This is a genomic window from Pantoea sp. SJZ147, from assembly GCF_007828605.1.
Taxonomy (GTDB): domain Bacteria; phylum Pseudomonadota; class Gammaproteobacteria; order Enterobacterales; family Enterobacteriaceae; genus Pantoea; species Pantoea allii.
This window is the reverse complement of record NZ_VIVB01000001.1, coordinates 417,408-442,413: the sequence shown is the minus strand read 5'-3', so window position 1 is coordinate 442,413 and position 25,006 is coordinate 417,408. Positions and strand designations below refer to the sequence as shown.

23 protein-coding genes are annotated in these 25,006 nt (G+C 53.8%); 13 read left to right on the top strand and 10 right to left on the bottom strand.

What is annotated here, in order from left to right:
• The first annotated feature begins 13 nt into the window (after positions 1-13).
• The 4 genes from FBY13_RS02110 to FBY13_RS23370 all read left to right on the top strand — a co-directional run bounded on the left by FBY13_RS02110 (position 14) and on the right by FBY13_RS23370 (position 3,927).
• On the top strand, positions 14-1,081 hold the full coding sequence (locus tag FBY13_RS02110) for an ABC transporter permease (RefSeq protein ID WP_096012491.1): 1,068 nt from the start codon (positions 14-16) through the stop codon (positions 1,079-1,081).
• 12 nt (positions 1,082-1,093) lie between these two features.
• Positions 1,094-1,888: an SDR family oxidoreductase gene (locus tag FBY13_RS02105; RefSeq protein WP_145393345.1), complete on the top strand. Its 795-nt coding sequence runs from the start codon at positions 1,094-1,096 to the stop codon at positions 1,886-1,888.
• Between the two features lie 138 nt (positions 1,889-2,026).
• A complete protein-coding gene (locus FBY13_RS02100) occupies positions 2,027-3,490 on the top strand; it encodes a YchO/YchP family invasin (RefSeq protein WP_145393344.1) in 1,464 nt (487 codons plus the stop codon).
• Between the two features lie 284 nt (positions 3,491-3,774).
• A complete protein-coding gene (locus FBY13_RS23370; RefSeq protein WP_186440775.1) occupies positions 3,775-3,927 on the top strand; it encodes a hypothetical protein in 153 nt (50 codons plus the stop codon).
• A gap of 69 nt (positions 3,928-3,996) precedes the next feature.
• Here the strand turns inward: FBY13_RS23370 and FBY13_RS02090 are convergent, their stop codons facing one another.
• Complete coding sequence (locus FBY13_RS02090) at positions 3,997-5,088, bottom strand: porin (protein ID WP_096012494.1); 1,092 nt, start codon at positions 5,086-5,088, stop codon at positions 3,997-3,999.
• Positions 5,089-5,975: 887 nt separating this feature from the next.
• Here FBY13_RS02090 and FBY13_RS02085 point away from each other — a divergent pair.
• The 6 genes from FBY13_RS02085 to spy all read left to right on the top strand — a co-directional run bounded on the left by FBY13_RS02085 (position 5,976) and on the right by spy (position 12,830).
• Entirely contained in the window at positions 5,976-7,196 is a 1,221-nt protein-coding gene (locus tag FBY13_RS02085) for an aspartate aminotransferase family protein (RefSeq protein ID WP_109716227.1), read from the top strand.
• Positions 7,193-8,224, top strand: a complete 1,032-nt coding sequence (gene astA / locus FBY13_RS02080) for an arginine N-succinyltransferase (RefSeq protein WP_109716228.1) — start codon at positions 7,193-7,195, stop codon at positions 8,222-8,224. Before FBY13_RS02085 ends, astA begins: the two co-directional genes overlap by 4 nt.
• Positions 8,221-9,690, top strand: a complete 1,470-nt coding sequence (gene astD, locus FBY13_RS02075) for a succinylglutamate-semialdehyde dehydrogenase (protein ID WP_145393342.1) — start codon at positions 8,221-8,223, stop codon at positions 9,688-9,690. The genes astA and astD overlap by 4 nt, the downstream gene beginning before the upstream one ends.
• The gene (gene astB, locus FBY13_RS02070) at positions 9,687-11,012 is read left to right on the top strand and encodes an N-succinylarginine dihydrolase (protein ID WP_145393341.1); all 1,326 of its coding nucleotides are present in this window, start codon (positions 9,687-9,689) and stop codon (positions 11,010-11,012) included. The genes astD and astB overlap by 4 nt, the downstream gene beginning before the upstream one ends.
• 48 nt (positions 11,013-11,060) lie before the next feature.
• Complete coding sequence (gene astE / locus FBY13_RS02065; RefSeq protein ID WP_145393340.1) at positions 11,061-12,056, top strand: succinylglutamate desuccinylase; 996 nt, start codon at positions 11,061-11,063, stop codon at positions 12,054-12,056.
• Between the two features lie 282 nt (positions 12,057-12,338).
• The gene (gene spy, locus FBY13_RS02060; protein ID WP_063879358.1) at positions 12,339-12,830 is read left to right on the top strand and encodes an ATP-independent periplasmic protein-refolding chaperone Spy; all 492 of its coding nucleotides are present in this window, start codon (positions 12,339-12,341) and stop codon (positions 12,828-12,830) included.
• An 82-nt stretch (positions 12,831-12,912) separates the two neighbouring features.
• On the opposite strand, the gene cho is transcribed toward spy, so the two are convergent.
• Positions 12,913-13,776, bottom strand: a complete 864-nt coding sequence (gene cho, locus FBY13_RS02055) for an excinuclease Cho (RefSeq protein WP_063879359.1) — start codon at positions 13,774-13,776, stop codon at positions 12,913-12,915.
• Between the two features lie 69 nt (positions 13,777-13,845).
• Positions 13,846-14,733, bottom strand: coding sequence for an aromatic amino acid DMT transporter YddG (gene yddG, locus FBY13_RS02050; protein ID WP_145393339.1), 888 nt, complete (start codon positions 14,731-14,733; stop codon positions 13,846-13,848).
• 556 nt (positions 14,734-15,289) lie between these two features.
• On the opposite strand from yddG, the gene FBY13_RS02045 reads away from it, so the two are divergent.
• Complete coding sequence (locus tag FBY13_RS02045) at positions 15,290-16,945, top strand: methyl-accepting chemotaxis protein (RefSeq protein WP_145393338.1); 1,656 nt, start codon at positions 15,290-15,292, stop codon at positions 16,943-16,945.
• Positions 16,946-17,026: 81 nt separating this feature from the next.
• On the opposite strand, the gene nadE is transcribed toward FBY13_RS02045, so the two are convergent.
• Both nadE and FBY13_RS02035 read right to left on the bottom strand, forming a co-directional pair.
• The gene (gene nadE / locus FBY13_RS02040) at positions 17,027-17,851 is read right to left on the bottom strand and encodes an ammonia-dependent NAD(+) synthetase (RefSeq protein ID WP_109716234.1); all 825 of its coding nucleotides are present in this window, start codon (positions 17,849-17,851) and stop codon (positions 17,027-17,029) included.
• 117 nt (positions 17,852-17,968) lie between these two features.
• A complete protein-coding gene (locus FBY13_RS02035; RefSeq protein ID WP_096012503.1) occupies positions 17,969-19,171 on the bottom strand; it encodes a multidrug effflux MFS transporter in 1,203 nt (400 codons plus the stop codon).
• Between the two features lie 259 nt (positions 19,172-19,430).
• On the opposite strand from FBY13_RS02035, the gene osmE reads away from it, so the two are divergent.
• A complete protein-coding gene (osmE, locus tag FBY13_RS02030; protein ID WP_096012504.1) occupies positions 19,431-19,766 on the top strand; it encodes an osmotically-inducible lipoprotein OsmE in 336 nt (111 codons plus the stop codon).
• Positions 19,767-19,819: 53 nt separating this feature from the next.
• Here osmE and FBY13_RS02025 read toward each other — a convergent pair whose 3' ends face one another.
• From FBY13_RS02025 to hxpB, 4 genes are all read right to left on the bottom strand, one after another.
• On the bottom strand, positions 19,820-20,218 hold the full coding sequence (locus FBY13_RS02025; protein WP_096012505.1) for a DUF6515 family protein: 399 nt from the start codon (positions 20,216-20,218) through the stop codon (positions 19,820-19,822).
• Between the two features lie 195 nt (positions 20,219-20,413).
• Positions 20,414-21,805, bottom strand: coding sequence for an L-cystine transporter (locus FBY13_RS02020; protein WP_096012506.1), 1,392 nt, complete (start codon positions 21,803-21,805; stop codon positions 20,414-20,416).
• Between the two features lie 151 nt (positions 21,806-21,956).
• Positions 21,957-22,547, bottom strand: coding sequence for a metal-dependent hydrolase (locus FBY13_RS02015; RefSeq protein WP_145393337.1), 591 nt, complete (start codon positions 22,545-22,547; stop codon positions 21,957-21,959).
• Between the two features lie 132 nt (positions 22,548-22,679).
• Positions 22,680-23,348 (bottom strand): hexitol phosphatase HxpB, encoded by a 669-nt coding sequence (gene hxpB / locus FBY13_RS02010; RefSeq protein ID WP_145393336.1) that lies wholly within the window; start codon positions 23,346-23,348, stop codon positions 22,680-22,682.
• Positions 23,349-23,503: 155 nt separating this feature from the next.
• Here hxpB and FBY13_RS02005 point away from each other — a divergent pair, with 155 nt between their 5' ends.
• The gene (locus tag FBY13_RS02005) at positions 23,504-24,040 is read left to right on the top strand and encodes a YniB family protein (protein ID WP_096012507.1); all 537 of its coding nucleotides are present in this window, start codon (positions 23,504-23,506) and stop codon (positions 24,038-24,040) included.
• A 4-nt stretch (positions 24,041-24,044) separates the two neighbouring features.
• Here the strand turns inward: FBY13_RS02005 and FBY13_RS02000 are convergent, their stop codons facing one another.
• Positions 24,045-24,938, bottom strand: a complete 894-nt coding sequence (locus FBY13_RS02000; RefSeq protein ID WP_096012508.1) for a fructosamine kinase family protein — start codon at positions 24,936-24,938, stop codon at positions 24,045-24,047.
• Positions 24,939-25,006: the final 68 nt, after the last annotated feature.

Sequence of the window (25,006 nt, the reverse complement as noted above, 5' to 3'; positions counted from 1 at the left end):
GCTGGAGAATAAGATGAACCAAAAATATCTGCTGTACATGTACTTACTCAAGGCGCGCACCTTTATTGCGCTGCTGATCGTGGTCGGCTTTTTTAGCGTAATGGTGCCTAATTTTCTTACGCCGTCGAACCTGCTGATTATGACCCAGCATGTGGCGATTACCGGGCTGCTGGCAATTGGTATGACGCTGGTGATCCTGACCGGTGGCATCGACCTGTCGGTCGGGGCCGTTGCCGGGATCTGTGGCATGGTGGCGGGTGCCTTACTCACTGTGGGCGTGCCGCTGTGGGGCGGGGATCGACTGTTTCTTAACGTGCCGGAAGTGATTCTCGTCGTGGCGCTGTTCGGGATGCTGGTCGGCATGGTTAACGGCGCGATGATTACCCGGCTTGGCGTAGCACCTTTTATCTGCACACTGGGCATGATGTATGTCGCCCGCGGCGCGGCGCTGCTGTTTAACGATGGTGCGACCTACGCCAATCTGGTGGGCATTCCGGCGCTGGGCAATACCGGCTTCTCGTTACTGGGTTCTGGCACCGTGCTCGGGGTGTTTATTCCCATCTGGCTGATGATTGGCTTTTTACTTCTTGGCCTGTACCTGACGCGTAAAACGCCGCTTGGGCGCTATATCTATGCCACCGGCGGTAATGAGTCGGCAGCGCGGCTGGCGGGCGTGCCCATTATCAAAGTGAAAGTGTTTGTTTATGCCTTTTCCGGGCTGTGCGCGGGATTAGTGGGGTTGGTGGTGGCTTCTCAGTTACAGACCGCGCATCCCATGACGGGCAACATGTTTGAGATGGACGCCATCGGTGCCACGGTGCTCGGCGGAACGGCGCTGGCCGGGGGACGCGGTCGGGTATCAGGTTCCATTATCGGTGCCTTCGTTATCGTTTTTCTGGCCGATGGCATGGTGATGATGGGCGTCAGTGATTTCTGGCAGATGGTGATCAAGGGCGTGGTGATTGTGACCGCCGTGGTGATTGACCAGTTCCAGCAGCGTTTACAAAGCAAAGTGATATTACTGCGCCGTCATGAAAAAAAGCAGCCAGTGACGCCGCAAGCTGACATCCGTCATGGATAACAGGAGAGAACAATGACACGAGATTTCAATGGAAAAACGGTGGTGATCACCGGTGCCTGCCGCGGTATCGGCGCAGGCATTGCTGCCCGCTTTGCCCACGAGGGTGCAAACCTGGTGATGTTGTCCAATTCCGAACGCGTATTTGCCACCGCCGACAGTCTGCGTCCCCTTGCCGCCTCGATTTTGGCCCTGCAGGTGGATGTAACCGACGAAGGCGAAGTGCAGCAGGTGTATCAGCAGGCATTTGAGCGCTTTGGCCGGATCGACGTCTCCATTCAAAATGCAGGCGTGATTACCATTGATACGGTCGACAACATGCCCAAAAGCGATTTCGAACGCGTGCTGGCTGTGAACACCACGGGTGTCTGGCTGTGCTGTCGTGAAGCCGCCAAATACATGGTGCAGCAAAACGGCGGCAGCCTGATTAATACCTCTTCAGGCCAGGGGCGCAAAGGCTTTATCTATACGCCGCACTATGCTGCCAGCAAGATGGGGGTGATTGGCATTACGCAAAGTCTGGCGCTGGAGCTGGCTCGCTGGAATATTACGGTCAATGCGTTTTGCCCTGGCATCATTGAAAGTGAAATGTGGGATTACAACGATCGCGTCTGGGGCGAAATTCTCAGCACGGAGCATAAAGCCTACGCTAAAGGCGAGCTGATGGCGGAGTGGGTGGAGAACATTCCTCTTAAGCGGGCCGGGCAACCTCAGGACGTCGCAGGGCTGGTGGCTTTTCTCGCATCGGATGATGCGCGTTACATTACCGGGCAAACCGTGAATGTGGATGGCGGGCTGATATTTTCCTAAAACCGGGACGCCACCGGCCCGCTGTGCACAGGGTCGGTGGCTGCCTTCAGCACAAATATCGAGTCAAGTCATGAATCTGGGTCACATTATGCTAAAATAATCAGCGCTGGTTTTGTTTTTCTTTCAGAAAACCACCTGATGATTTTTCTGCCCGGACGTAATGATTTGATGCTTAAACCTGTGACTTTCTTTCTGGCTTCACTGACCACGCTTGCAGCGCTGCCTGCCGGTGCGCTGCAAACGGACAACCAGGTACCAGAAACCCCCTTTGGCGATCCCGCGCGCTTTCAACATTCACTGGACGACCTTCCTTCTTTGGGCAACGTCGAAGATAACAACGAATGGAGCGAAAGGCTGGCGAAGGCGGCCAAAAGTATCGCGGAAGCCAGCGAAAGCAGCAGTGATTTAACCCTGGGCGAGCAGGCCGGGCAGTGGGCTTTTGAACGACTGCGCGATGAAGTGGCTACGCGGGTTGAGAATGAAGGCCAGTCTTTACTGTCACCTTATGGCAACGCCGAGTTCAACTTAAACGTCGATATGGACGGTAACTTTGAGGGCACCGGCGGCAATCTGTTTAGCCCGCTCGCCGACAGAAATCACTCTCTGACGTTCAGTCAGCTCGGGCTTCATGACTCCGTTGAAGGTGTGGTAGGCAATGCGGGGCTGGGTCAGCGCTGGGACGCGGGCAACTGGTTGGTGGGATATAACGGTTTTATCGATCGCAGTTTTCGCAGTGGACTTCAGCGTGCGTCAGTCGGCACCGAGGCCTGGAGCAGCAATCTGCGGTTGTCTGCTAACTACTATCATCCGCTGTCGGGATGGCGTAATCGCGGTGACAGCCAGCAATATCGCATGGCCGAAGGCTACGACATCACCAGCCAAAGCTATTTGCCGTTTTACCGTCAACTGGGTGTGTCATTCAGTTATCAGCAATACCTTGGCGAAAAGGTTGACCTGTTTAACAGCGGCAATCGCTACCATAATCCGGCCGCGCTTTCGCTTGGGCTGTCTTATACGCCGGTGCCACTGGTGACCTTCTCGGCCAGCCATAAAACCAGCAGTGCCGGTGAGAGCCAGGACCAGCTTGGCCTGAAACTTAACTATCGCTTTGGTGTGGCGCTGAGCAAGCAGTTGGATGCCAACAACGTGGCCGAAGTGCGTTCGTTGCGCGGCAGTCGCTACGACACCGTTACGCGTAGCCAAAACCCGGTGATGGCTTACCGGCAGCGTAAGACGTTATCGGTTTTCCTGGCGACGCCACCCTGGCAGCTCAATCCTGGCGAAAGCGTACCGCTTAAGCTTCAGCTGCGCGCCAGTAACGCGATTAAGTCGCTTAGCTGGCAAGGGGACACTCAGGCGCTGAGCCTGACATCGCCGCCAAATAATAATGCGACCGACGGCTGGAGCGTGATTGTTCCGCCCTGGGACAGCACGCCAGGTGCCAGCAATGAGTACCGTTTGTCGGTCACGGTGGAAGACAGTAAACAGCAACGCGTAACGTCAAACTGGATCACCCTGCAAGTTAAACCGCCTTTGTCGATGGATGAACCGCCTGGCGGAACAATGTCGTCCTCCACCAGCGGGCTGAGCTTCACGGAATAACGGCAAAATAAAGTGTGATTTGCGTCATGCTTTTTTCGCTGGACACTACGCACTAGCCTTCACAGAAGCGGCAAAAACACGGCCTGTCTGCATAACAAGATTCGTCATCTACCCGATCTCTGGGTTATCCGCCTGTTGCCTTGGCACCTGACCTGCACCTGATGACGCCACAGGAAGCGAGGTTTATTTCCTGCTTGTTTTGTCGCTGGCTACGCAGGCAGACGACCGGGGATGCCGTTTGGGGATAAAATCACCCTCTGCCGATGGAACAATCTGCATCGATATTGAAATCTACCTGCGTGAAAGGCGTGAAAGGCGTGAAAGGCGTGAAAGGCGTGAAAGGCGTGAAAGGCGTGAAAGGCGTGAAAGGCGTGAAAGGCGTGAAAGGTGGGGGAGCGGGCCGATGCAGCCGAATCGCTTTTATCGATTGCCGCTGATATACCGTGTTCTAAAGAAAAACGGCCCGTCAGACACAGGCCGGGCCGTTGAACAATGAGGGAAAGCGATTAGAACTGGTAAGTCAGGCCCACTGCCGTGATGTCATCTGTCGCCAGACCCAACGGATTATTTTTCTTAAGCAGGTTGATACGGTATTCACCGTACACTGACATGTTTTTGTTAAAGTAGTAAGTCGCACCTACAGAAGAGTATTTATACAGGTCGGCATCACCGATCCCTTCAATATCTTTGCCTTTAGAGGTCACATAACTTACAGAAGGGCGCAAGCCATTCAGGAACTGATACTGTGCAACAAATTCCATATTCTGCGCTTTGTTGGCAAAGCCAGTAGCACTTGTTGGCATTGGTGTGGCGTTAAGCGTTTCACCGTACATCGCCGCCAGATAAATCTGGTTGGCATCATACTTAACAGACGTTGCCCATACCTGACCTTTGTCGCCGCGACCGAAGGTGGCTGCGTTTTGTGCCTGAGTACGTTGCAGGCTGGCGTAAGCACCAGCAAAACTCAGACCAAAATCAAAGTCATAAGAGGTAGACAGCGCATAACCATCGCCATTCGCACGACTGACTTGCAGACCCGCATTGTTGGTCGTGGTGCGATCGTTCTTGCCTTCGTACTGCGCCGCGATGTTCCAGCCTTTGACCAGACCAAAGAAGTCTTTGTTGCGCCACGTCAGCACACCACCTGAGCGAGCAGTCAGGAAGGCGTCGTTGTAGGCAGAATCACCGCCCCACACCGGCAACATATCGGTATAGCTTAATGCGTCATAGACCAGACCGTAGTTACGGCCGTAGTCCAGTGAACCCAGCTCGCCATATTTCAGACCGGCATAACCCAAACGGGTTTTGTTGCCAGTATTTGCATCCGCACCTTCAGAGTTTTTCAGGCTGTACTGGTACTGCCAGAAACCGTAACCCGTGAGTTTATCGGTAATGGCGGTTTCGCCTTTAAAACCGATACGGGCATAGGAATTGATATCGCCGTTATTTGACTGGTCGTCAGAAAAGAAGTGCGAAACGTTAACCTTGCCCTGTAAATCCAGCTTATTCCCGTCTTTATTATAAATCTGTGCGGCCTGAGCAGTAGACAGACCGATCAGTAACGGCATTAATGCCGCCACTAATGTGCGCTTCATCATTTATTATTTACCCTGTGGTTATATTATTATTTCCCCTCTTTTGGGGTGAAAAGAAAATGACACAAATTGTTAATTCAGCCTAGCGCAATAAGTGTAACTAAATGTGTATGCAAGGGAACTAAATCTCAATAAAGCCAATTCGGCGGCCATGGTGCGCCTGTCAGTGTTTTTTCTTATGACCCCGTTAGCAATGTAAAGGATAAAAAGGCATATAAAACAGGGGATTGTTGATTTCATCGGGAAGGGATAAAGCAATATGGCAAAAAAATGATAACACCAGCCATCTTGCTTGAATAATAAACGCATTTTGTATGATAAATAAACAATAAAGATTTTTCATCTAATCATTAGCGCGCTTATTAATAATTTATTCAGCGCTAAATAATTTATTAACGTTCTGATGATAACCCGGGAAACAATATTAATGGCTTCGCATAAGTATATTTAAACAAATAAAGAGAGCATATTTTAATCACCCGCCAGTAATAACCTGGGTTATTACTCGGCTTATTGCTTTTACTTTTCTACGGATATTGATCACAGCCTGCACTACACACAGGCAACTGCCCCATTTTGAGGCGGTTTCTGCACGTTTTTGAGCAGATAATTTATCAGCGATCACAAAAGCGATATTTCATCCCGCCATTGCATAATTCTGCTTTAAAAAGCTCTGCTATCGGCCCCCGCTAAGATGATTATTCACTATTTATGCAAATAAAGTGAATGATGGCCTTTTGTAACCTATTGATATTTCGTCAGGCAATCCGTTTTATGCATTTTAGTCCTTGGCTGGCACGCTATCTGCAAACTAGAGTAGGGCCAGATTCATTACATTTTTAACAATTAACAAACAATTACGTTACCCGCTGGGGAACAGGAGAAGGGTTATGTCACTGCAGGTTTCGCGTCATGATTTTGATCAATGGATGATGCCCGTTTATGCACCCGCGAGTTTCGTACCGGTACGTGCTGAGGGATCTACCGTCTGGGATCAGCAGGGGAAAGACTATATCGACTTCGCTGGCGGCATTGCGGTCAACGCTCTCGGGCATGCGCATCCGGCGCTCCAGCAGGTGCTTCAGGATCAGGCCTCACGGCTGTGGCACACCGGCAACGGTTATACGAATGAACCCGTTTTACGCCTGGCCAAACAGCTGATTGATGCCACCTTTGCCGATCGGGTTTTCTTTTGTAACTCCGGTGCCGAGGCCAACGAAGCGGCGCTTAAGCTGGCCCGCAAGGTGGCACACGACAGGGTTGGAATGCATAAAAGCGGCATCGTGGCGTTTAAGAATGCCTTTCATGGGCGCACCCTGTTTACGGTTTCTGCAGGCGGTCAGCCAGCCTATTCCAAAGATTTTGCGCCGCTGCCTGCTGACATTCAGCATGCCACATTTAATGACCTTGCCTCTGCGGCTGCCCTGATTAACGACAGCACCTGCGCCGTGATTGTTGAGCCGATCCAGGGGGAAGGGGGCGTTGTGCCGGCTGAACCCGCGTTCCTGCGTGGGTTGCGTGAGTTGTGTGATAAACATCAGGCGTTGCTCATTTTTGACGAAGTGCAGAGCGGCGTGGGACGCACCGGCGCGCTGTACGCTTATATGCACTATGGCGTAACGCCAGACGTGCTAACCAGCGCCAAGGCACTGGGCGGTGGCTTCCCTATTGGTGCCATGCTGACGCGAGAAGATCTGGCTCAGGTGATGGGCGTAGGCTCTCATGGCACCACCTATGGCGGCAATCCGCTGGCGGGTGCGGTGGCCGGAAAAGTCATGGAACTGATTAACCGGCCTGAAGTGATGGACGGCGTCGCGCAGCGTCATGCCTGGATTGTGGCGGCACTGGACGACCTCAATCAACGCCTGCACCTGTTTAAAGAGGTTCGCGGGTTGGGCTTACTGATTGGTGCCGTGCTCAGCGACGACTTTGCCGGTAAAGCGAAACAGATCAATCTCGCGGCTGCCGAGCAGGGCGTTATGGTGCTGATTGCTGGTGCTAACGTGGTGCGCTTCGCGCCTGCACTGAACATCAGCGAACAGGAAGTGAAGACCGGTATGGCACGCTTTGCCCAGGCCTGTGAACACCTGCTACAGGGAAACGCATCATGATGGTGATCCGTCCGGTTGAGCGGGACGATCTCAGCCAGCTGATGGAACTGGCGGCCAAAACGGGTGGAGGATTGACCTCGTTGCCGGTTGACAGCGCCACCTTACAGGCACGAATCGAACGCTCGCTACAAACCTGGCAGGGCACGTTGCCGCGTGCCGAGCAGGGCTATGTGTTTGTGCTGGCCGACAGTCACGATAATCGCGCGGTGGGGATTTGCGCCATTGAGGTGGCGGTTGGGCTTCAGGAACCCTGGTATAACTTTCGCGTGGGGACGCAGGTGCACGCCTCGAAAGAGCTGAACGTTTACGCCGCCTTACCGACCTTATCCCTAAGTAACGATCATACTGGCAGCAGCGAACTCTGCACGTTGTTCCTGGATGCCGACTACCGCGATGGCAAAAACGGTTACCTGTTGTCGAAGTCACGTTTTCTGTTTATGGCGAATTTCCGCGAACACTTTATGGCGCGGGTGGTCGCCGAAATGCGCGGCGTGAGTGATGAGCAGGGACACTCACCGTTTTGGGACAGCGTAGGCATCCACTTCTTCTCTATGGAATTCCGCAAAGCCGATTTTCTCAGTGGCACCGGGCAAAAAGCCTTTATTGCCGAACTGATGCCAAAACATCCGCTTTATCTGCACTATCTCACGCCGGAAGCGCAGGCCGTGATCGGTCAGGTACATCCTAAAACTGCACCCGCGCGTACGGTGCTGGAAGCCGAAGGCTTTCGCTATCGCCAGTATATCGACATCTTTGATGGCGGCCCGACGCTGGAGTGCGATATCGATGACATTCGTGCAGTACGCGAGAGCCGGTTGCTTACCGTACAAAAAGGCGATGTACAGCAGGATGCGCCGCTCTGTTTAGTGGCGAATACCGATTATCACCAGTTTCGCGTGGCACTTTTACCGGTCGATCCGACCGCGCAACGTATTCAGCTCAATGATGAACAACTGCAGGCATTACAGTGCCAGCCGGGCGACAGCCTGCGCGTGGTCACGCTGTGCAGTGAGGAGAAAAAAGCATGACGCACCTTATCAACGGACACTGGATCAACGGCGAGTCAGGGCGCTTTACAAAACAGGACCCGGTGAGTGGCGACCTGCTGTGGCAAGGGTTAGCCGCCTCGTCAGAGCAGGTAAGCGCGGCCTGTCAGGCGGCGCGGGCGGCGTTTCCGGCATGGGCACGACAGCCTTTTACCGCGCGTCAGGTCATTGTGGAACGCTTTGCGGCACAACTTGAGGCGCACAAAACGGCGCTGGCTGACATCATCGCCCAGGAAACGGGAAAACCACGCTGGGAAGCCCTGACGGAAGTCACGGCGATGATCAATAAAATCGCCATTTCAGTGAAAGCTTACCATCAGCGCACCGGTGAACAGCAGCAGGGTGAGAGCGCCCTGCGCCACCGTCCTCATGGCGTGCTGGCGGTCTTTGGCCCCTATAACTTTCCGGGGCATTTGCCCAACGGGCATATCGTACCTGCCTTACTGGCCGGGAATTGCGTGGTGTTTAAACCGAGTGAACTGACGCCAGCTACCGCAGAGAAAACCCTGCAGCTGTGGCTGGCGGCGGGCGTGCCTGCCGGTGTCATTGGGCTGCTTCAGGGCGGTCGTGAAACCGGTCAGGCACTGGCGGCGGAACCGGACATCGACGGACTGCTGTTTACCGGCAGCGCGCACACCGGTTATCAGTTACATCGTCAGTTTGCCGGGCAACCGGAAAAAATGCTGGCGCTGGAGATGGGCGGCAACAATGCCTTGATCGTTGAGGACCCTGCGGACACGGATGGTGCAGTACATATTGCCATTCAGTCGGCATTTATTACGGCAGGTCAGCGCTGTACCTGCGCCCGCCGTCTGCTGGTGCGGCGAGGTGCGGCGGGCGATGCTTTTCTGCAACGTCTGGTCGAGGTGGCCGCCCGGCTGCAGCCCGGCGCCTGGAATGCCGATCCGCAACCCTTTATGGGCAGTGTGATTTCCTGCGCCGCTGCCGAAAAGATTTATGCCGAATGGCAGCAGCGCGTGGCGATGGGCGGCAAGGTGCTGCTGGAGATGCGCTGGCCCGATCGTCAACAGGCGTTGTTAACGCCGGGGATTATCGACCTGACCGAGGTAGACAATGTGCCCGATGAAGAGGTGTTCGGGCCGTTGCTGGGCGTGATTCGTTATGACGATTATCCGCAGGCCATTCGTCTGGCCAACCAGACACACTATGGGCTGTCATGCGGGTTGATTTCGCCGTCTCGCGCGCAGTTTGAACAACTGCTGCTGGAAGCGCGTGCCGGGATCGTGAACTGGAATAAGCCCCTGACGGGCGCTGCCAGCACGGCACCCTTCGGCGGTATCGGTGCATCGGGTAACCATCGTGCCAGTGCCTGGTATGCGGCCGATTACTGCGCCTGGCCGATGGCTTCGCTGGAATCGTCTCAGCTTACCTTGCCTGATGTTTTGTCACCGGGCCTGGACTTTTCGCCGCAAGGAGCGCGTTCATGAAAGCCATTGAAGCGAATTTCGACGGGCTGGTCGGGCTGACGCACCATTATGCGGGGCTGTCGTTTGGTAATGAAGCCTCGACGCGCAACCAGCGGCAGCCCTCAAATCCACGCCTGGCGGCAAAGCAGGGCTTGCTGAAAATGAAAGCCCTGGCGGATATGGGCTTTGTTCAGGGCGTGATCCCGCCTCATGAGCGGCCCAATATCGCGGTACTGCGCCAGTTGGGGTTTAGCGGCAGCGATGCGCAGGTACTGGAAAAAGCCGGAAGAACCGCACCCGCACTGTTGTCAGCGGCCAGCTCGGCCTCGGCGATGTGGGTGGCTAACGCCGCCACGGTTTCGCCTTCTGCCGATAGCGCCGACCACCGCGTTCATCTCACCGTGGCGAATCTCAATAATAAATTTCACCGTGCAATTGAAGCGCCCGAAACGGCGGCATTGTTGCGGGCGATATTTCGCGATCCCCATCACTTCACCGTCCATGAGGCGCTGCCCCAGGTGGCCATGTTCGGCGACGAGGGTGCCGCTAATCATAACCGCCTTGGCGGGGACTATGGCGATGCCGGAATACAGTTGTTTATCTACGGTCGTGATAACTCGTCTGGCGCGGCCCCGCAGCGCTATCCTGCGCGGCAAACCCGTGAGGCCAGCGAAGCCGTCGCACGTTTACACCAGCTTGCGCCTGACCAGGTGATTTTCGCTCAGCAAAACCCCCTGGTCATCGATCAGGGGGTTTTTCACAATGATGTGATTGCGGTCAGCAATCAGCAGATGCTGTTCTGCCATCAGCAGGCCTTTGTCGATCAGCCCGGGTTGCTGAACCGTCTTCGTGAACGTGTTCCGGGCTTTGTCGCCCTTGAAGTGCCCAGCGCACGTGTTTCCGTTCAGGATGCGGTCAATACTTACCTGTTTAACAGTCAGCTTCTTACCCGTGCCGACGGCAGTATGATGCTGGTGCTGCCTGAAGAGTCACGCCAGCATCAGGGCGTTTGGGATTATCTGCGTGAGCAGGTGGAAAGCGAGGGACCCTTACAGTCATTACAGGTGTTTGATCTGCGTGAAAGTATGCATAATGGCGGTGGCCCTGCCTGCCTGCGTCTGCGCGTGGTATTAACGCCAGATGAGCAACGGGCCGTTAACCCTGCGGTACTGATGAACGATCGCCTGTTTACTTCGCTAAATCAGTGGGTCGATCGCCACTACCGTGACAGATTAACGCAAGACGATTTAGGCGATCCGCAATTGCTGCAAGAAGGGCGGGTTGCCCTTGATGAATTGACCAGGCTGCTAGACTTAGGAAATGTGTATGCATTTCAACAGTGAAGCAGGCGTTGCCATGAGGGCTGCCTGCTTCCGGTCTTAGGAGGAACGATGCAGGACTTTTTACAGCAGACGCTGTCTGGTGACGCACCGCGTATGCGTAGAGGTGAGACAGCGCATCTTCGCTGGCAGTGGTTGTATCACGGTATTCTGCTCATGGAGCCAAAGACGCCTGTGAAACAGGCGTTGGTACTTTCGGCAGGGATTCACGGTAATGAAACCGCCCCGGTGGAAATCCTTAACCAGCTTATTACGCCTTTACTTCAGGGCGAAAAGCCACTTCAGCAGCGAATGCTGGTGGTATTAGGTAATCCTTCAGCGCTGCGTGCGGGAAAACGCTATGTGGGATATGACATCAACCGGCTGTTTGGCGGTCGCTGGCAGCAGATTGACGACGGTGATGAAGCGCGCCGGGTTCTCCGTCTGGAACAGATGCTGGAGAACTTCTGGCAACTGGGTGAGTGCGATGAAACCCGCTGGCACCTGGATATGCACACGGCGCTGCGCGGCTCTTACCACACGCGTTTTGGCGTAATGCCGCTGAATGATCGGCCATGGCCAGAGCCCTTTTTGCACTGGCTGGCGGTTGCCGGGCTTGAGGCGCTGGTCTTTCACCGTTCGCCCGCGGGCACCTTTACCCATTTTAGCTGTGAACACTTTGGTGCAGCCAGCTGTACCCTGGAGCTGGGTCAGGCGCGACCTTTTGGCGAAAACGATTTGACGCAGTTCAGCGCTGTCTCTCAGGCACTGGCAGCATTGCTGTATGGCGAGCCCTTGCCGGAAGCGCAATCTGTTCCGCGTCGCTATCGGGTCAGTCAGCAGATCACCCGCCACAGTGAAAAGTTTCAGCTTCATATGAGCGACGACACGAAGAACTTTACCGCCTTTCCGCAGGGCGCTTTGCTAGCGGAAGACGGGGAAAGGCGCTATTTCGTGCAGCAGGCGCGGGAATATGTGTTGTTCCCCAATCCCCGTGTGGCTCTGGGGTTGCGGGCTGGACTCATGCTGATTGAAGAGAGTGAGCAAACCCAGGCTTTGCCCCTTTGACGTTATCGATACAAAATAGCGGAAGACACCTTCCGCTTTACTGCTAAAGGCATTACAATTCTCCACGATTTATCCGAAATCTCCTGATTATTCATACTCTTTTTCAATTTCTGACGCCTTTCTTCTTAATCCCTCCATGATTGCCTGAATTGTGGCTTTTGCGCTTTCACGCTTTTACTCTCGCTCGCAGTAATTGACGTTCAACGTCGTATGCTTGTTTCCGAAGACGCGACAGAGTGCTGTCGTTACGAAACTGAACAAGTGAATAAAAAGGACACTGTTATGCGTAAATTAACTTCTCTGTTACTGGCTTCAACTCTGGCATTCGGCGCGGCAACGGTTGTTCATGCTGAAGCCGATAATCTGACACCACCACCGGCAGGCACGGAAAAGCCGATGCATAAACCGATGCGTCACGGTATGGATATGATGTTTGGCGGGCTGAATCTGACACCAGACCAGAAAACCAAAATGCACGAAATTATGAAAGAGCGCCGCGATGAAATGCAGCGCCCGTCACAGGATGAACGTCGTGCAACGCACGCCATCATCGCCTCTGACAGCTTCGACAAAGCCCAGGCTGAAGCTCAGGCAGATAAAATGACCGCGAATGCCAAAGCCAACGCGGTGACCATGATGGAAACCCAAAATAAACTGTATAACGTGCTGACGCCGGAGCAGAAAAAACAGTACAACGCGAATTTTGAAAAGCACCTGACTGAAAAACGTCCGATGCACGGCAAGATGGCGCCTGCACCTGCACCCGCTCAATAAGCCGCACGTTAATCAGTAAAGACGGTTGAAGACCGCCGACCTTGTCCACCTTGCGTGGGCAGTGTCGGCGGTTTTTTTTATTCTACAGGGGAATAATGGGGTAATGGCCAGACAATACCGGACTGCAGAGAATTTTGTAGCCGTCGTGATCGAACCCGCCTTTGCCACGTTTAAGGGACTTTGCCTCATCCATCGTTTGCACAGAACCCAGATAGAACCAGTGATCGATAACGTGGATTTGCGTCAGGTGTTTACCTTCTTCCACCAGTGCCACCGCACCTTGCCATGGCCAGCAGAATACCCGGACGTTTTCCAGCGCGGCGAGCAGTCGGTCCTGATGATCGCTCACAGGTTCCTTGCCACAGCAGGCACCGGCACAGCGGCGCAGGGCAGAGCGAAAGCAGCCCCGGTTAGCACTCAACGCTTCCAGCCCTAACAAGCCGTGGCACAGCTGATATTCATCGGCAAGCTGCTTAAGACGTTCCAGCGCGGCAAAACGGCTGCGGTAAAGACCAAACAGATTCGGCGACTGGCTAAAATCGACGTCACGGGCATACACCACTTCCGGTTTACCCTCTGCGGTAATTTGCAGAGAACAAAGCTGACGATTTTTGCGCAGGCGTTTATTAAACAGGGGCTGCTGCGTTTTGATCATTTGCGCTTCCAGCAGCAGCGCACCGAGATCGCCTGCTGTGGGAATCCAGCTGACGCGCCGCGACTGGCGTAACATTTTTGCTTCATCGGGTGTACGAAAATGGGACATCACGCGCGAACGCAGATTAACGCTTTTGCCGATGTAAAGCGGCAAGGTATCGCTGTCGCCATGAAAAGTATAAACGCCGGGCTGATTTGGCAGGCCTTCGAGCCATTCACGCAAATGTTCCGGGTATTCATAAATGGTTGCCGCGTCAAATTCGAGGCGATGGGTGGCTGCACGTCTGACCAAAACGGACTCCTGTACTGGTTGTCCATACAGTGTAACAGGCAGGGTAAAGGTTCGCCAGTCAGAGATTCATCAACGCCTTGTCGCCAGCCAGCAAATCAGAGAGCCAGCGGTGATCATAGCAACGCCTTGCCAGAAGCTTATCGGTGGCGTCAGCCCCAGCCATAGCGAGGCAAGCAACGCCGAGAGCACCGGCGTGAAATAAGATGCCGCCGCCAACAGCGTCAGGTTGCCATGCTGGATGCCGTAATTCCAGGCAGAGTAGGCAACCGCCGTTGACGCGCCCATAAACAGCACTTCTGCTGCAGCGGTCACGCTAAATTGCAGCGTTTCATGCTGCGTGAACAACGCGAATTTGAGCCATAGCGCCAGGGCCGTCACCATAAAAAACAGGGTGACGCCGTTGCTGCCGCGAGCATAGCGGCGCGTGATGTTGTTGTAGAGCGCCCACGCAATCGCCGCGATAAACGCCAGCAGGTAGGCTGTTGGATTGCTGGCAATATTCTGCGCCATCTGACCTGTCACATTCCCGTTAGCGCCTTTCATCACCCAGATAATACCGCTGAGTGAAAGCAGCAGTCCGGGCCACAGCCACAGGCGAAAACGCTGCTGGTTAAACGGAATCGCCAGCACGATTGTCAGGCAGGGCCAAAGATAGTTGATCATCCCCATCTCCAGCGACTGGTGACGATCGCGGGCAAGGCCGACCGCCAGCGCCAGGCAAATTTCATACCCGACAAACAGCACGCCGCCTGTAAGCAGATAGCGGCCCGGCATGTTACGTGGGTTGGGAACGCCGCGTGTGAGGCACAGCAAAACAGCCGTGGTGGAGTAAATAAGAGCGGCACCACCAGTCGGGCCAAACGCCTCGCTGACGCTGCGCAGCAGGCCGATAGTGGTGCTCCAGAGCAAGATCGCGCTCAGACCGACTAAGGTCGCGCGTGGTAAGTTAGCAGGCATGGAAACTCAATGTCTAAAAGGGCCGCCAGCGGGCAGCGAGCGCGAAATATGCTAACGGTAAGCCTGTACCCTGTCCATCAGGTATTCCGTCTGGGTAGAGGCAGAGTTTGCTGTAATGGGCTGTGTGCTGAGCAACGTTTTTCCCTCAACGCACCTCATGAAAGGCCTGATCATCAGGTTGCTTAACGCCCTTTACCGACCGCAATCCAACCTGTCAGGGCTTTACCTCTGTTGACGAGCCTCGCAAGCTTATCAGCCACGCGTAGGCAAAGGGGGATGCCCACAGTATTACGTCTTATGGCATTCCACCCACATGCGGTGGAACAGAGTGAAGTGTTAAGGATTAGTTAGCGATTTATTGCAGTGAGTAAGGATGTGTTTTTTTATACATTATTATAATGATAAGTTGTTGTTTTTTAAAAAATTCATCAACCTTAAATGCTTGATAAACAATGCTTGTTTTTGGCGCTGTTATCACATTTTTATGTCGATAGTTAAGGTCTGCGTCTGAAATTTTCAGACGAATTAACTTTTTAATAAGAACCAGGTGAAAAATATGACTATAACACAGCGGCTTTTACTGACCTTTTCCCTTCTTTGCATGGCGCTGATAGCCATGGTTATCGTGGCGGTTTCCGTAGCGGACGGTTTTCAGTACCGTTTCCAGTATGTGCAGGAAAATACCATTCCTTCTATTACTGATATCGCCAAAATGGTTGACGGTAGCAATGCCATTATCATCGCGCTCTATCATCATCAGAGCATGACCGATCCCGCTAAGCAGATGCAAATTGAGAAAGAAATCAAGGGCGTCTTAAACCATATTTCGATGCTCAACCAGAATTACCTTAAGAATGATATTTCCAGTGAGGAAGATCGACAGATGACCGAAAAGGCATTTGTCACCATTAAAAAGATTGAGGCGGATCTGCCTGCTTTTCTCACGGCCTCACGCGCACAGAACGACGCGATTTCTTTGTCGATGCTACAGGGTAATAGCGGTATTGGTGCGCTAACACGACAGCTGATTGACGATTATCAGAAACAGCTGCAACTGAATGTGGATATTGGTAATCAACTTCGTAAAGAGAATGACAGCACCTATCGTCATACTTTACTCATTCTGATTGCCGGTTCTGTTTCAGCCATATTGCTGTTAGGCTTTTTTACGCTTAAAACAATTTTTGCTATTCGTCGTCAGCTCAACACCATGCGCCACACAATGGAAACCGCGAGCGAAAATCTGGATCTGACATTACGTGCAGATGACTCTCGCGGAGATGAAATCGGTCTGACGGCAAAGGCATTTAATCATTTGGTGGAAAATGTTGCACTGTCCCTCAGCGCAGTAGAAAGCGCGGCTCAGTCGGTCAGTACGGCTTCCGCACAGATTTCTGCAGGCAACGAAGATCTCTCATCTCGTACGGAAGAGCAGGCTGCCTCCCTGGAGCAGACGGCTGCAAGCATGTCTGAGTTGAGTGAAACAGTGCGTCAGACGGCAGAAAATACGCGACTTGCCAGCCAGCTTGCCCAAAACGCGCGTGATATATCTGAAGACAGTGCGTCACGCGTGAAGGCGATGCTGATGACCATAGGTGATATCCGGACGAGCTCGACAAAAATTACTGATATCATTGCGTTGATTGAAGGTATTGCATTCCAGACCAATATCCTGGCGCTTAACGCGGCGGTTGAAGCGGCGCGGGCAGGTGAACAAGGGCGCGGTTTTGCCGTGGTAGCTGGCGAGGTGCGCAACCTGGCTCAGCGATCGTCTTCTTCTGCCAGGGAGATCAAAGCGCTTATTGAAGCTTCTATGCTCCATGTAGAAGCTGGCTCGAACCAGGCCGAGGGCGTGGGTAATAATATTACGCGCATGACAGACGCGGTCCGTCAGGTGACCGATTTGGTCGATGAGATTTCGGTTGCTGCAAACGAACAGTCGCAGGGAATTAATCAGGTGCACCTGGCCGTAAACCAGATGGATGATGTGACGCAGCAAAATGCCTCTCTGGTTGAAGAAGCATCTTCTGCATCCCGTTCATTAATGGATCAGGCCTCAACCCTTAACCAGTTGGTTGCGACCTTCACGCTCGCCAAAACGCAGCACCAGGCACCGATCCAAAGCAGCATGATCGGACGTGCAGACCGTATTCAGATGCCTGTCCGCAGCCCGATGGAAGCGGCGGGTGAAGCTGACTGGCAGCGTTTTTGATCGGGGGACGTATCACGCAGTCGCGCCCGGCCACTGAGCTGACCGGGCGCGATGTTAAAGCCGGATAAAGGCTATAGCGTGTTATTTCCAAAAGTCGTCGAAAACAGTGATAGGCGGACGACGCTTATGCTCGGTTTTCAGATACCAGCCTTCAATAATCTTCGCGCTGTCCGGCGCGATGGTTTTGCCTTCCAGATAGTCATCGATCATATCGTAGGTGACACCCAGCGCGACTTCATCCTGCAGGCCAGGGCGATCATCTTCCAGGTCGGCCGTGGGTTTCTTCAGATAAAGATGTTCAGGGCAGCCCAGCGTTTTCAGTAACTGTTTCCCCTGACGTTTATTCAGGCGGAAGATAGGGTTAATGTCACTGCCGCCATCACCATATTTGGTGAAGAAGCCGGTTACCGCTTCTGCGCCGTGGTCGGTACCGACCACCACACCTTTGGACATACCGGCAATGCTGTACTGGGCTTTCATCCGTTCGCGGGCTTTTTCATTACCGCGCACGAAATCGGACAGCACGATCCCCGCTTCTTTCAGCGCCCGCTCGCTGGCCAGGACCGCTTCTTTGATATTGACCACCAGCGAACGATCCGGCTGGATAAAGGCCAGAGCGTCCTGACAATCCTGCTCATCTGCCTGTACGCCGTAAGGTAAACGCACCGCGATAAAGGTGTAGTCGTTATCGCCTGTTTCCTGCCGAAGCTCCGTTATCGCCATCTGAGCCAGCTTGCCGGTCAGGGTGGAATCTTGTCCGCCGCTGATACCGAGTACCAACGCCTTAAGGCCGCTGTGGCGCGTTAAGTAGGCTTTAAGGAAATCAACGCTGGTACGGATCTCCTGGTGTGGATCGATAGTTGGCTTAACGCCAAGTGCGGTAATGATTTCCTGCTGCAGTGACATCAACATCTCCTTAAGTCTGTAGCCCGTTGGCACAATACAAAGCATGTTTTAAAGCTAACGCGCATCCCGGGAAACAACAAGCCAAAGCGGCTGCTGTTTTTATTGAGACGGGCAGAATCAGACGCTTTTTACTTCGGCTGCGGGTTTTTTCGCCAGAACGGTAAACGTCAGTATAGCCAGCATGTAGCAGCCAAAAATCGTCAGCGTCATACTGATTACTGATGTCCCGCCAATGCCCGTTACCGGCACGGCAATAGCGCCCAGGGTAAAGCCGGTGACGCCAATCACCGCCGAGGCGCTGCCAGCGCGCTGTCCCTGACTTTGCATCGCCAGCGACGACGCCGTCGTGGCAATCACCCCGTTACTGGCAATGGTAAAGAACAGGGCGAGTAGCACCAACGGCAGAGGCGCATGGCTGAGCCCGGCAATCAGCAACGCACTCGATGCGACACAGGCCAGCGTCAGACCGCCTTTCAATACGCGGTACTCTCCCCACAGTGGGCAGAGCCGGGCGCTGGTCTGTGAGGCGATGATTAATCCAATACCGTTTGCGGCAAAGCAGAAGCTGAACGCCTGCGGAGACAAGCCGTAAAGTTGTTGCAACACAAAGGGTGAGGCACCGATGTAGGCAAACATGCCAGACATCATCAGCCCCTGTGTGAGGCAAAATCCCATAAAAGGGCGATGGGTAATAACCTGACCCAGCGCAGCATAGGCTGAAAATACAGAGCCCTGACTACGACGTTCGGCAGGAAGGCTTTCATGCAGCTTCCAGCGCGCCAGCAGGATAAGTAAAACGGCGATACAGCTCAATACCACAAAAATACCGCGCCAGTTCAGCACGGCCATAAGTGCGCCACCTAATACTGGTGCGCCGATAGGGGCCAGGCCGTTGACCAGCATCAGCAGGGCAAAAAAACGGGTAAGTTCATGGCCGCTGTACATGTCACGCGCCACGGCCCGCGACAGGACGGCGCCACCTGCGCCCGCTAATCCCTGAAACAGGCGGGCCAGTAACAGTTGGTGAATGTCCTGTGCCAGGGCGCAGCCTATCGAGGCGATAAACAGCAGCACCAGGGATAAGGTTAGCGGGCGCAGTCGACCAAATTTGTCGCTCATTGGCCCGAAAAACAGCTGTCCGGCACCCAATCCGAGTAGCCCGGCAGTCAGGCTGAGCTGAGCCGTTGAGGTCGAGGTCTGAAGATCCTGCGCCAGTTGCGGCAGTGCGGGCAGGTACAGGTCAATACAGAGCGGCCCCAGGGCAGCCAGTAATCCCAGGGTGATGGCGTAAACCCGTCGGTTTGGTGATGAAAGCGTCATTAATCCTCTGGAACCAGAATGCTTATTGGTGACAACGTCACTTGTGTTGTTCGCCCGCCTTGAAACGCGGGCCATTAGCCATTAAGGCAGGCCGGTCAGCGCCACTATTCGCCTGAATAACCGCTGCGTTAAGGCCAGTGCGGCGCATTTTATCAAATCTTTCAGGGCAGATTGAGTTTAAGTACGTCATTAACTTGAAAAAAACCGTTTTATGTTCCAGGCTTCTCAGCACATGGACAAAAAAACGAGGAACAACAAGATGAATAAAGTGATGGGATGTATCGCTGCAGCGCTGACGCTGGCTGCGCTCTCTGGTTGTACGACTTACGATCGTGCGGAAAGCTTCGTGACTAAGCCTGTGGTTAAGGATGTCAAAAAAGGCATGACTCGCGAACAGGTTCGTCAGATTGCTGGCCCTGCAGCCACTGAAATTACGATGGTGCATGCACGTGGTACCTGCCAGAGCTACGTCATTGGCGAGCGTGAAGGCAAGCCACAGACTTACTTCGTTAGCTATAACGATACCGGTCGCGTGATGAACTATGGCTTCCAGAGCTGTGCTGAGTACGATACTGACCCGCAGGTTAAGCAGTAACTACCCGCTTTAACAAGAAACGGCTCGCCATCAGGCGAGCCGTTTTTTTATGCCTATAATCCCGCCGGACGAGGGACTTCAATATAGCTGCCGTTAATTTCCCGCTGATAATAATGACCGTCCTGCACGTAGAAACGCCTGCCGTTAAAATCCAGAACCCGCATGCCGCTTTCATAGGTTTGCACGGGCGGTTCCACCACCACGTATTCTTCCCCGTGACGCTGATAATAACTGCCGTTAAGCAGGTAGTAAGTTAATCCACCGATCAACACCGCCGTCGCGGCCAGTGGCAAAACGTGGAAGTGGTCGGGACCGTGCCAGCGCGGTGCCGGGCCATGCCAGCCTGGGCCGGGTCGCCAGTGCGGGCCAGGTCCCCAGTCACCGGGACGACCAAAAGCGTGAGCTGGCGCAACTATCGCTAACGCCAGTAATGAGGCGATAACCGTTTTCATGAGTGTTCTCCTGCAGTTATTACCTGCAGAATTCTCTTTTTGCCGCATAAAGACAAGCAGAAATACCCTGTATTATTGCCCGTTTACCACGCTTAACGTTTTCTTAACGGCACCACGATAATCAAGAAGAAATATGGAGAAGATAAGACAGAAAGAGGGGGAAAGACCTGGCGGCTGGCGCCAGGTCTGCAGTGATTAACTGTGTTCTAATTCACCGTGTTCGCTGCGTTCTAAAACGCGTTTATTGGTCAGGCCCAACCAGCGGCTGGTCAGGGAACCTGCGGTCATGGAACCATTGACGTTCAGCGCTGTTCTGCCCATATCAATCAGGGGCTCAATGGAGATCAACAGTGCCACCAGAGTAACCGGCAGCCCCATTGCGGGCAGCACAATCAGGGCGGCAAAGGTCGCACCGCCGCCGACACCGGCCACGCCTGCGGAACTCAACGTCACAATGCCGACCAGTGTGGCAATCCACAGCGGATCAAAAGGGTTAATGCCGACCGTTGGGGCCACCATCACTGCCAGCATGGTCGGATAAAGACCGGCACAGCCGTTCTGTCCAATAGTGGCACCAAACGAGGCCGAGAAGCTGGCAATCGATTCGGGCACGCCAAGACGGCGAGTCTGGGCTTCAACATTCAGCGGAATGCTGGCGGCGCTGGAGCGACTGGTAAAGGCGAAGGTCAGTACCGGCCAGACCTTGCGGAAAAACCGCATAGGATTGATGCCGTTGACCGATAAGAGCAGGGCATGAACCACAAACATGATGGTCAGTCCTAAGTAGGACGCCACCACAAAGCTGCCCAGCTTAATGATGTCCTGTAGGTTAGAACCGGCCACCACTTTAGTCATCAGCGCCAGCACACCATAAGGTGTCAGTTTCATAATCAGGCGCACCAGCTTCATCACCCACGACTGCAGGGTATCGATAGCGGTCAGGACGCGCTGGCCTTTAACCTCATCGTCTTTATGGAGCTGCAGGGCAGCGACGCCAAGGAAGGCGGCGAAAATGACCACGCTGATGATCGAGGTCGGGCTGGCCCCGGTTAAATCAGCAAAAGGATTCTTAGGAATAAACGACAGGATTAATTGCGGCACGGTCAGATCGGCGACTTTACCGACGTAGTTACTCTGAATCGCGCTCAGGCGAGCGGTTTCCTGCGCGCCCTGTACCAGGCCGGTGGCGTTAAGATGAAACAAACCGGTTACGAAAACGCCGACCAGGGCGGAAATGGCCGTCGTAAACAGCAGTACGCCAATAGTCAGAAAACTGATTTTCCCCAGCGAAGAGGCATTGTGCAGACGGGCCACGGCGCTGAGTATGGATACAAACACCAGCGGCATCACAATCATCTGCAGCAGTTGTACATAGCCGTTACCCACGATGTTGAACCAGCTAATTGAGGTTTTAACGATATCGCTGTTGCCGCCGTAAATCAGCTGTAGTGCCAGACCAAAAAGCACACCCAGCACTAAACCTGTCAGCACTTTTTTTGACAGGCTCCAGTTTGCGCGGCTCATGCGTGACAATAAAAGCAGCAGCACGACAAATGCTACGACGTTAAGCGTAAGAGGAATATCCATAGCAACTCCGAAGTTATGCAGCATTCCCTGGTAGGAGAGCGGCAAAGATAGTGATCGTAAAGATACGTATTCGGAAATGGTAACAGTTAGAAATGGCGCAATCTTATATCCAAATGGAATAGCTTATAACCGGGACTGTTTTGCTCCCGGCTTAGCGTTCTGATTGCGCAGAGATGAGACGACTGACGCCGTTTTGCAGCGTATCAAATACCTGGGCCGGCCAGCCATTTTCGCCAAACGACGGCATCCCCAGCGGGAACCATAAGGCGTAACCAATCAGGCAAAGACAAAGCGTACGCTCCAGCTGATTGCCTTTCTGACTGTTAAGCACTGGCAGGCGAAAACGCCAGCGGCAGGGCCAGAGAAGGGGAACGCCGGCGGGGGTGAGCATATCAGCCACAATATGGCTCAGATAACCGAGTGTCATGCCCTGCAACACATCCGCCGGGACAGGCCAGCTTTTCGGCACGTTGATCTGGAACAACCACAGGCTGGCTGCCACGGCAAGCAGGCTGTGGGTAAATCCGCGATGGCCAAACACCCGCGCAATAGGGTGCGACAGCCAGCGCAGCCGCTGTCCTAACAGGGATTTAGGATGGTCGATATCGGGAAGCAGGCAGGTCAGTAGCGTGGCCGGAATCAAATGCCACCAGTCGGCATGCGCCATCACTGGGGTAAGTTCGGCCCGTTTAGCGAAAATAGCGCTGGCAATAGCAAAAAAGATATGGCCCTCGGCCGTCATGATAAAACCTGGCTGCAAGAAAAACTGTCGATGCATCCAGTATAGGGATTTATCCAGTAAATGAGAACCCGTGACGCTGTAACGAAGCGTTAATTTTTTAAGGTTGTGCAACAGGTTAAAGCGTAGCCACAATTAACCCAGCAAATGCGCGCGCGTCAGTTGTGTCAGGCTGCTCAGTTTAACATCGGCCAGCGACCAGCGGGCATCGTCCTGATGCGCGGCAGCCGGGACGACAATCGCGCGCATGCGCGCCGCTTTGCTCGCGACCATTCCGTTGACAGAGTCTTCCAGGGCAACGCAGTGAAGCGGATCGATTCGCAACGCGTCGGCAGCATGTAAATACACTTGCGGATGCGGCTTACTGTAGGGCAGATTCTCCGCCGATGACAGCACGTCAAAATAGTGGCGCAGGTTGAACATTTCCAGCACGCCTTCCAGCATAAACAGTGGCGAAGCCGAGACAAGGCCGATTTTCAGGCCGTGCTGTTTGCACAGTGTCAGTGCGGATTCAACGCCGGGTAGCAGCGGGCGCTGCGTGGCGATCAGTTCCATCGCACGGGCGATGATGCGCTGAGTCACTTCTTGCTGGCTCGGTCCTGACCAGGGCAGGGTTTCGTACCACATGCGCACGGTCTGGTCGATGCGCAGCCCCAGCGTATCGGGGAGCTCATGGCGGCGCGTCAGATCGAGATTCAGAGTTGAAAAGATATCCATTTCGGCTCTGTCCCAAAGCGGTTCCGAATCGATCAGCAATCCATCCATATCAAATAAAGCAGCATAAACAGGGCGGTGGTAAGGCATGAGGCTCTCCCGTAAACATGACAGCTTACTTTATCACGAACGGGGGAGGCTCGCTCAGGAGAGGCATTACGGGCGCAGCCCGCGCTTTTTTTTGGGAAAACGCCCTAAGGGCAGGTAGACTAGAGGCTAACAGGATTTTGGGTTCAGGAGATATCATGACCTATCAACAGGCTGGCCGCATTGCCATCCTTAAGCGTGTCGTCGGCTGGATAGTTTTTTTACTGGCGTTAGTATCCACAATAATCTCACTGCTGAGTTTTTTATTTAAGCACAGTGAAAAGAAGCCTGGCATTGATGCCGTTATGCTTGATTTTATTCATGTTATGGTCGACATGATTCGTTTTAATACGCCGTTCCTGAACGTTTTCTGGCATAACTCACCTGTGCCGGACTTTAACGGGCAGATGAATCTGGGATTCTGGCTTGTCTATATTTTGATCTTCGTCGGCCTGGCGCTGGAAGCTTCAGGTTCCCGCATGGGACGCCAGGCGCGCCACGTGCGGGAAGGCATTGAAGACCAGATGATTCTTGAACAGGCTAAGGGCAGTGAAGGGCGCACACGTCAGCAGTTAGAAGAGAAGGTGCGCGTACCTCGTCACACCATTTTCCTGCAGATTTTCCCGCTCTATATTCTGCCGGTGGTGATTGCCATCGCGGGATATTTCCTGCTTTCTCTGCTGGGTTTTCTGTAACCGGTCAGGCCGGTTTAGCCTGACCGGCCGCCAGTGCATCATCATCCAGTAGCTGACCTACGGCAAGCTGCGCGGCTCCCAGCCAGTTGCCGCCAAAGACGTTCGCCCGATTTAGCAGATAATAAAGCTGATAGACCGGCTGGCGCTGTGAGAAGCCATCCGGTAACGGCCAGGTCTGGTTATAACCGTCAAAGATTTCTCTGGGCAGATCGTTAAACCAGCTCAGCATGGCCAGGTCACATTCCCGATCTCCCCAGTAGCAGGCCGGATCAAAAATCCATGGCCCACTCTGGCTGGCTGCGCAATTGGTGGGCCACAGATCGCCATGGAGCAGAGAAGGTTGGGGATGATGTGATGCCAGCGTTCGCTGCACGCAGTCGACAATCAGATCGGTATCACCATACAGAATGCCTTTCTCTGCGGCGATTTGCAGCTGCCAGCCGATGCGCTGTTCTGCAAAAAAAGCAGACCAGCGCCGTAGCCAGCTGTTAGGTTGCGGCGTGGTCGTCAGGTTATTGTCAAAATCAAGACCGAACTGGGGCTGCTCGCTCCACTGATGCAGGCGCGCCAGCTGCTGTCCTAACTGATGTGCGCTGTGCGCGTCGAGAGGCTCAGGCTTGATGTACTCCAGCAGAATGAAACTGTAATCCCGATCGCTGCCGACGCCGTATACTTCCGGCACGCGGACGGTCTGCGTTCGGCGCAGCAGGGCGAGTTGATCGGCTTCCCAACTGAAAAGCGTCACCTTGTCGCGGCTGTTACATTTCACAAATACATCCTGGTCGCCATAGCGAATCAGCCAGGCAGGATGTACGTCCCCACCGGGAAGTTCAAGACGTTGGGTAATATCGGCATGACCAAATGGCTCGTTTAACAGACGACTAATGGCTGACCACATCGGGTTATCCTCTTTATTCGCTGCCTGAGTTCGATTGTAACCTGTAACCTCTCTCGAAAATCTGCGCT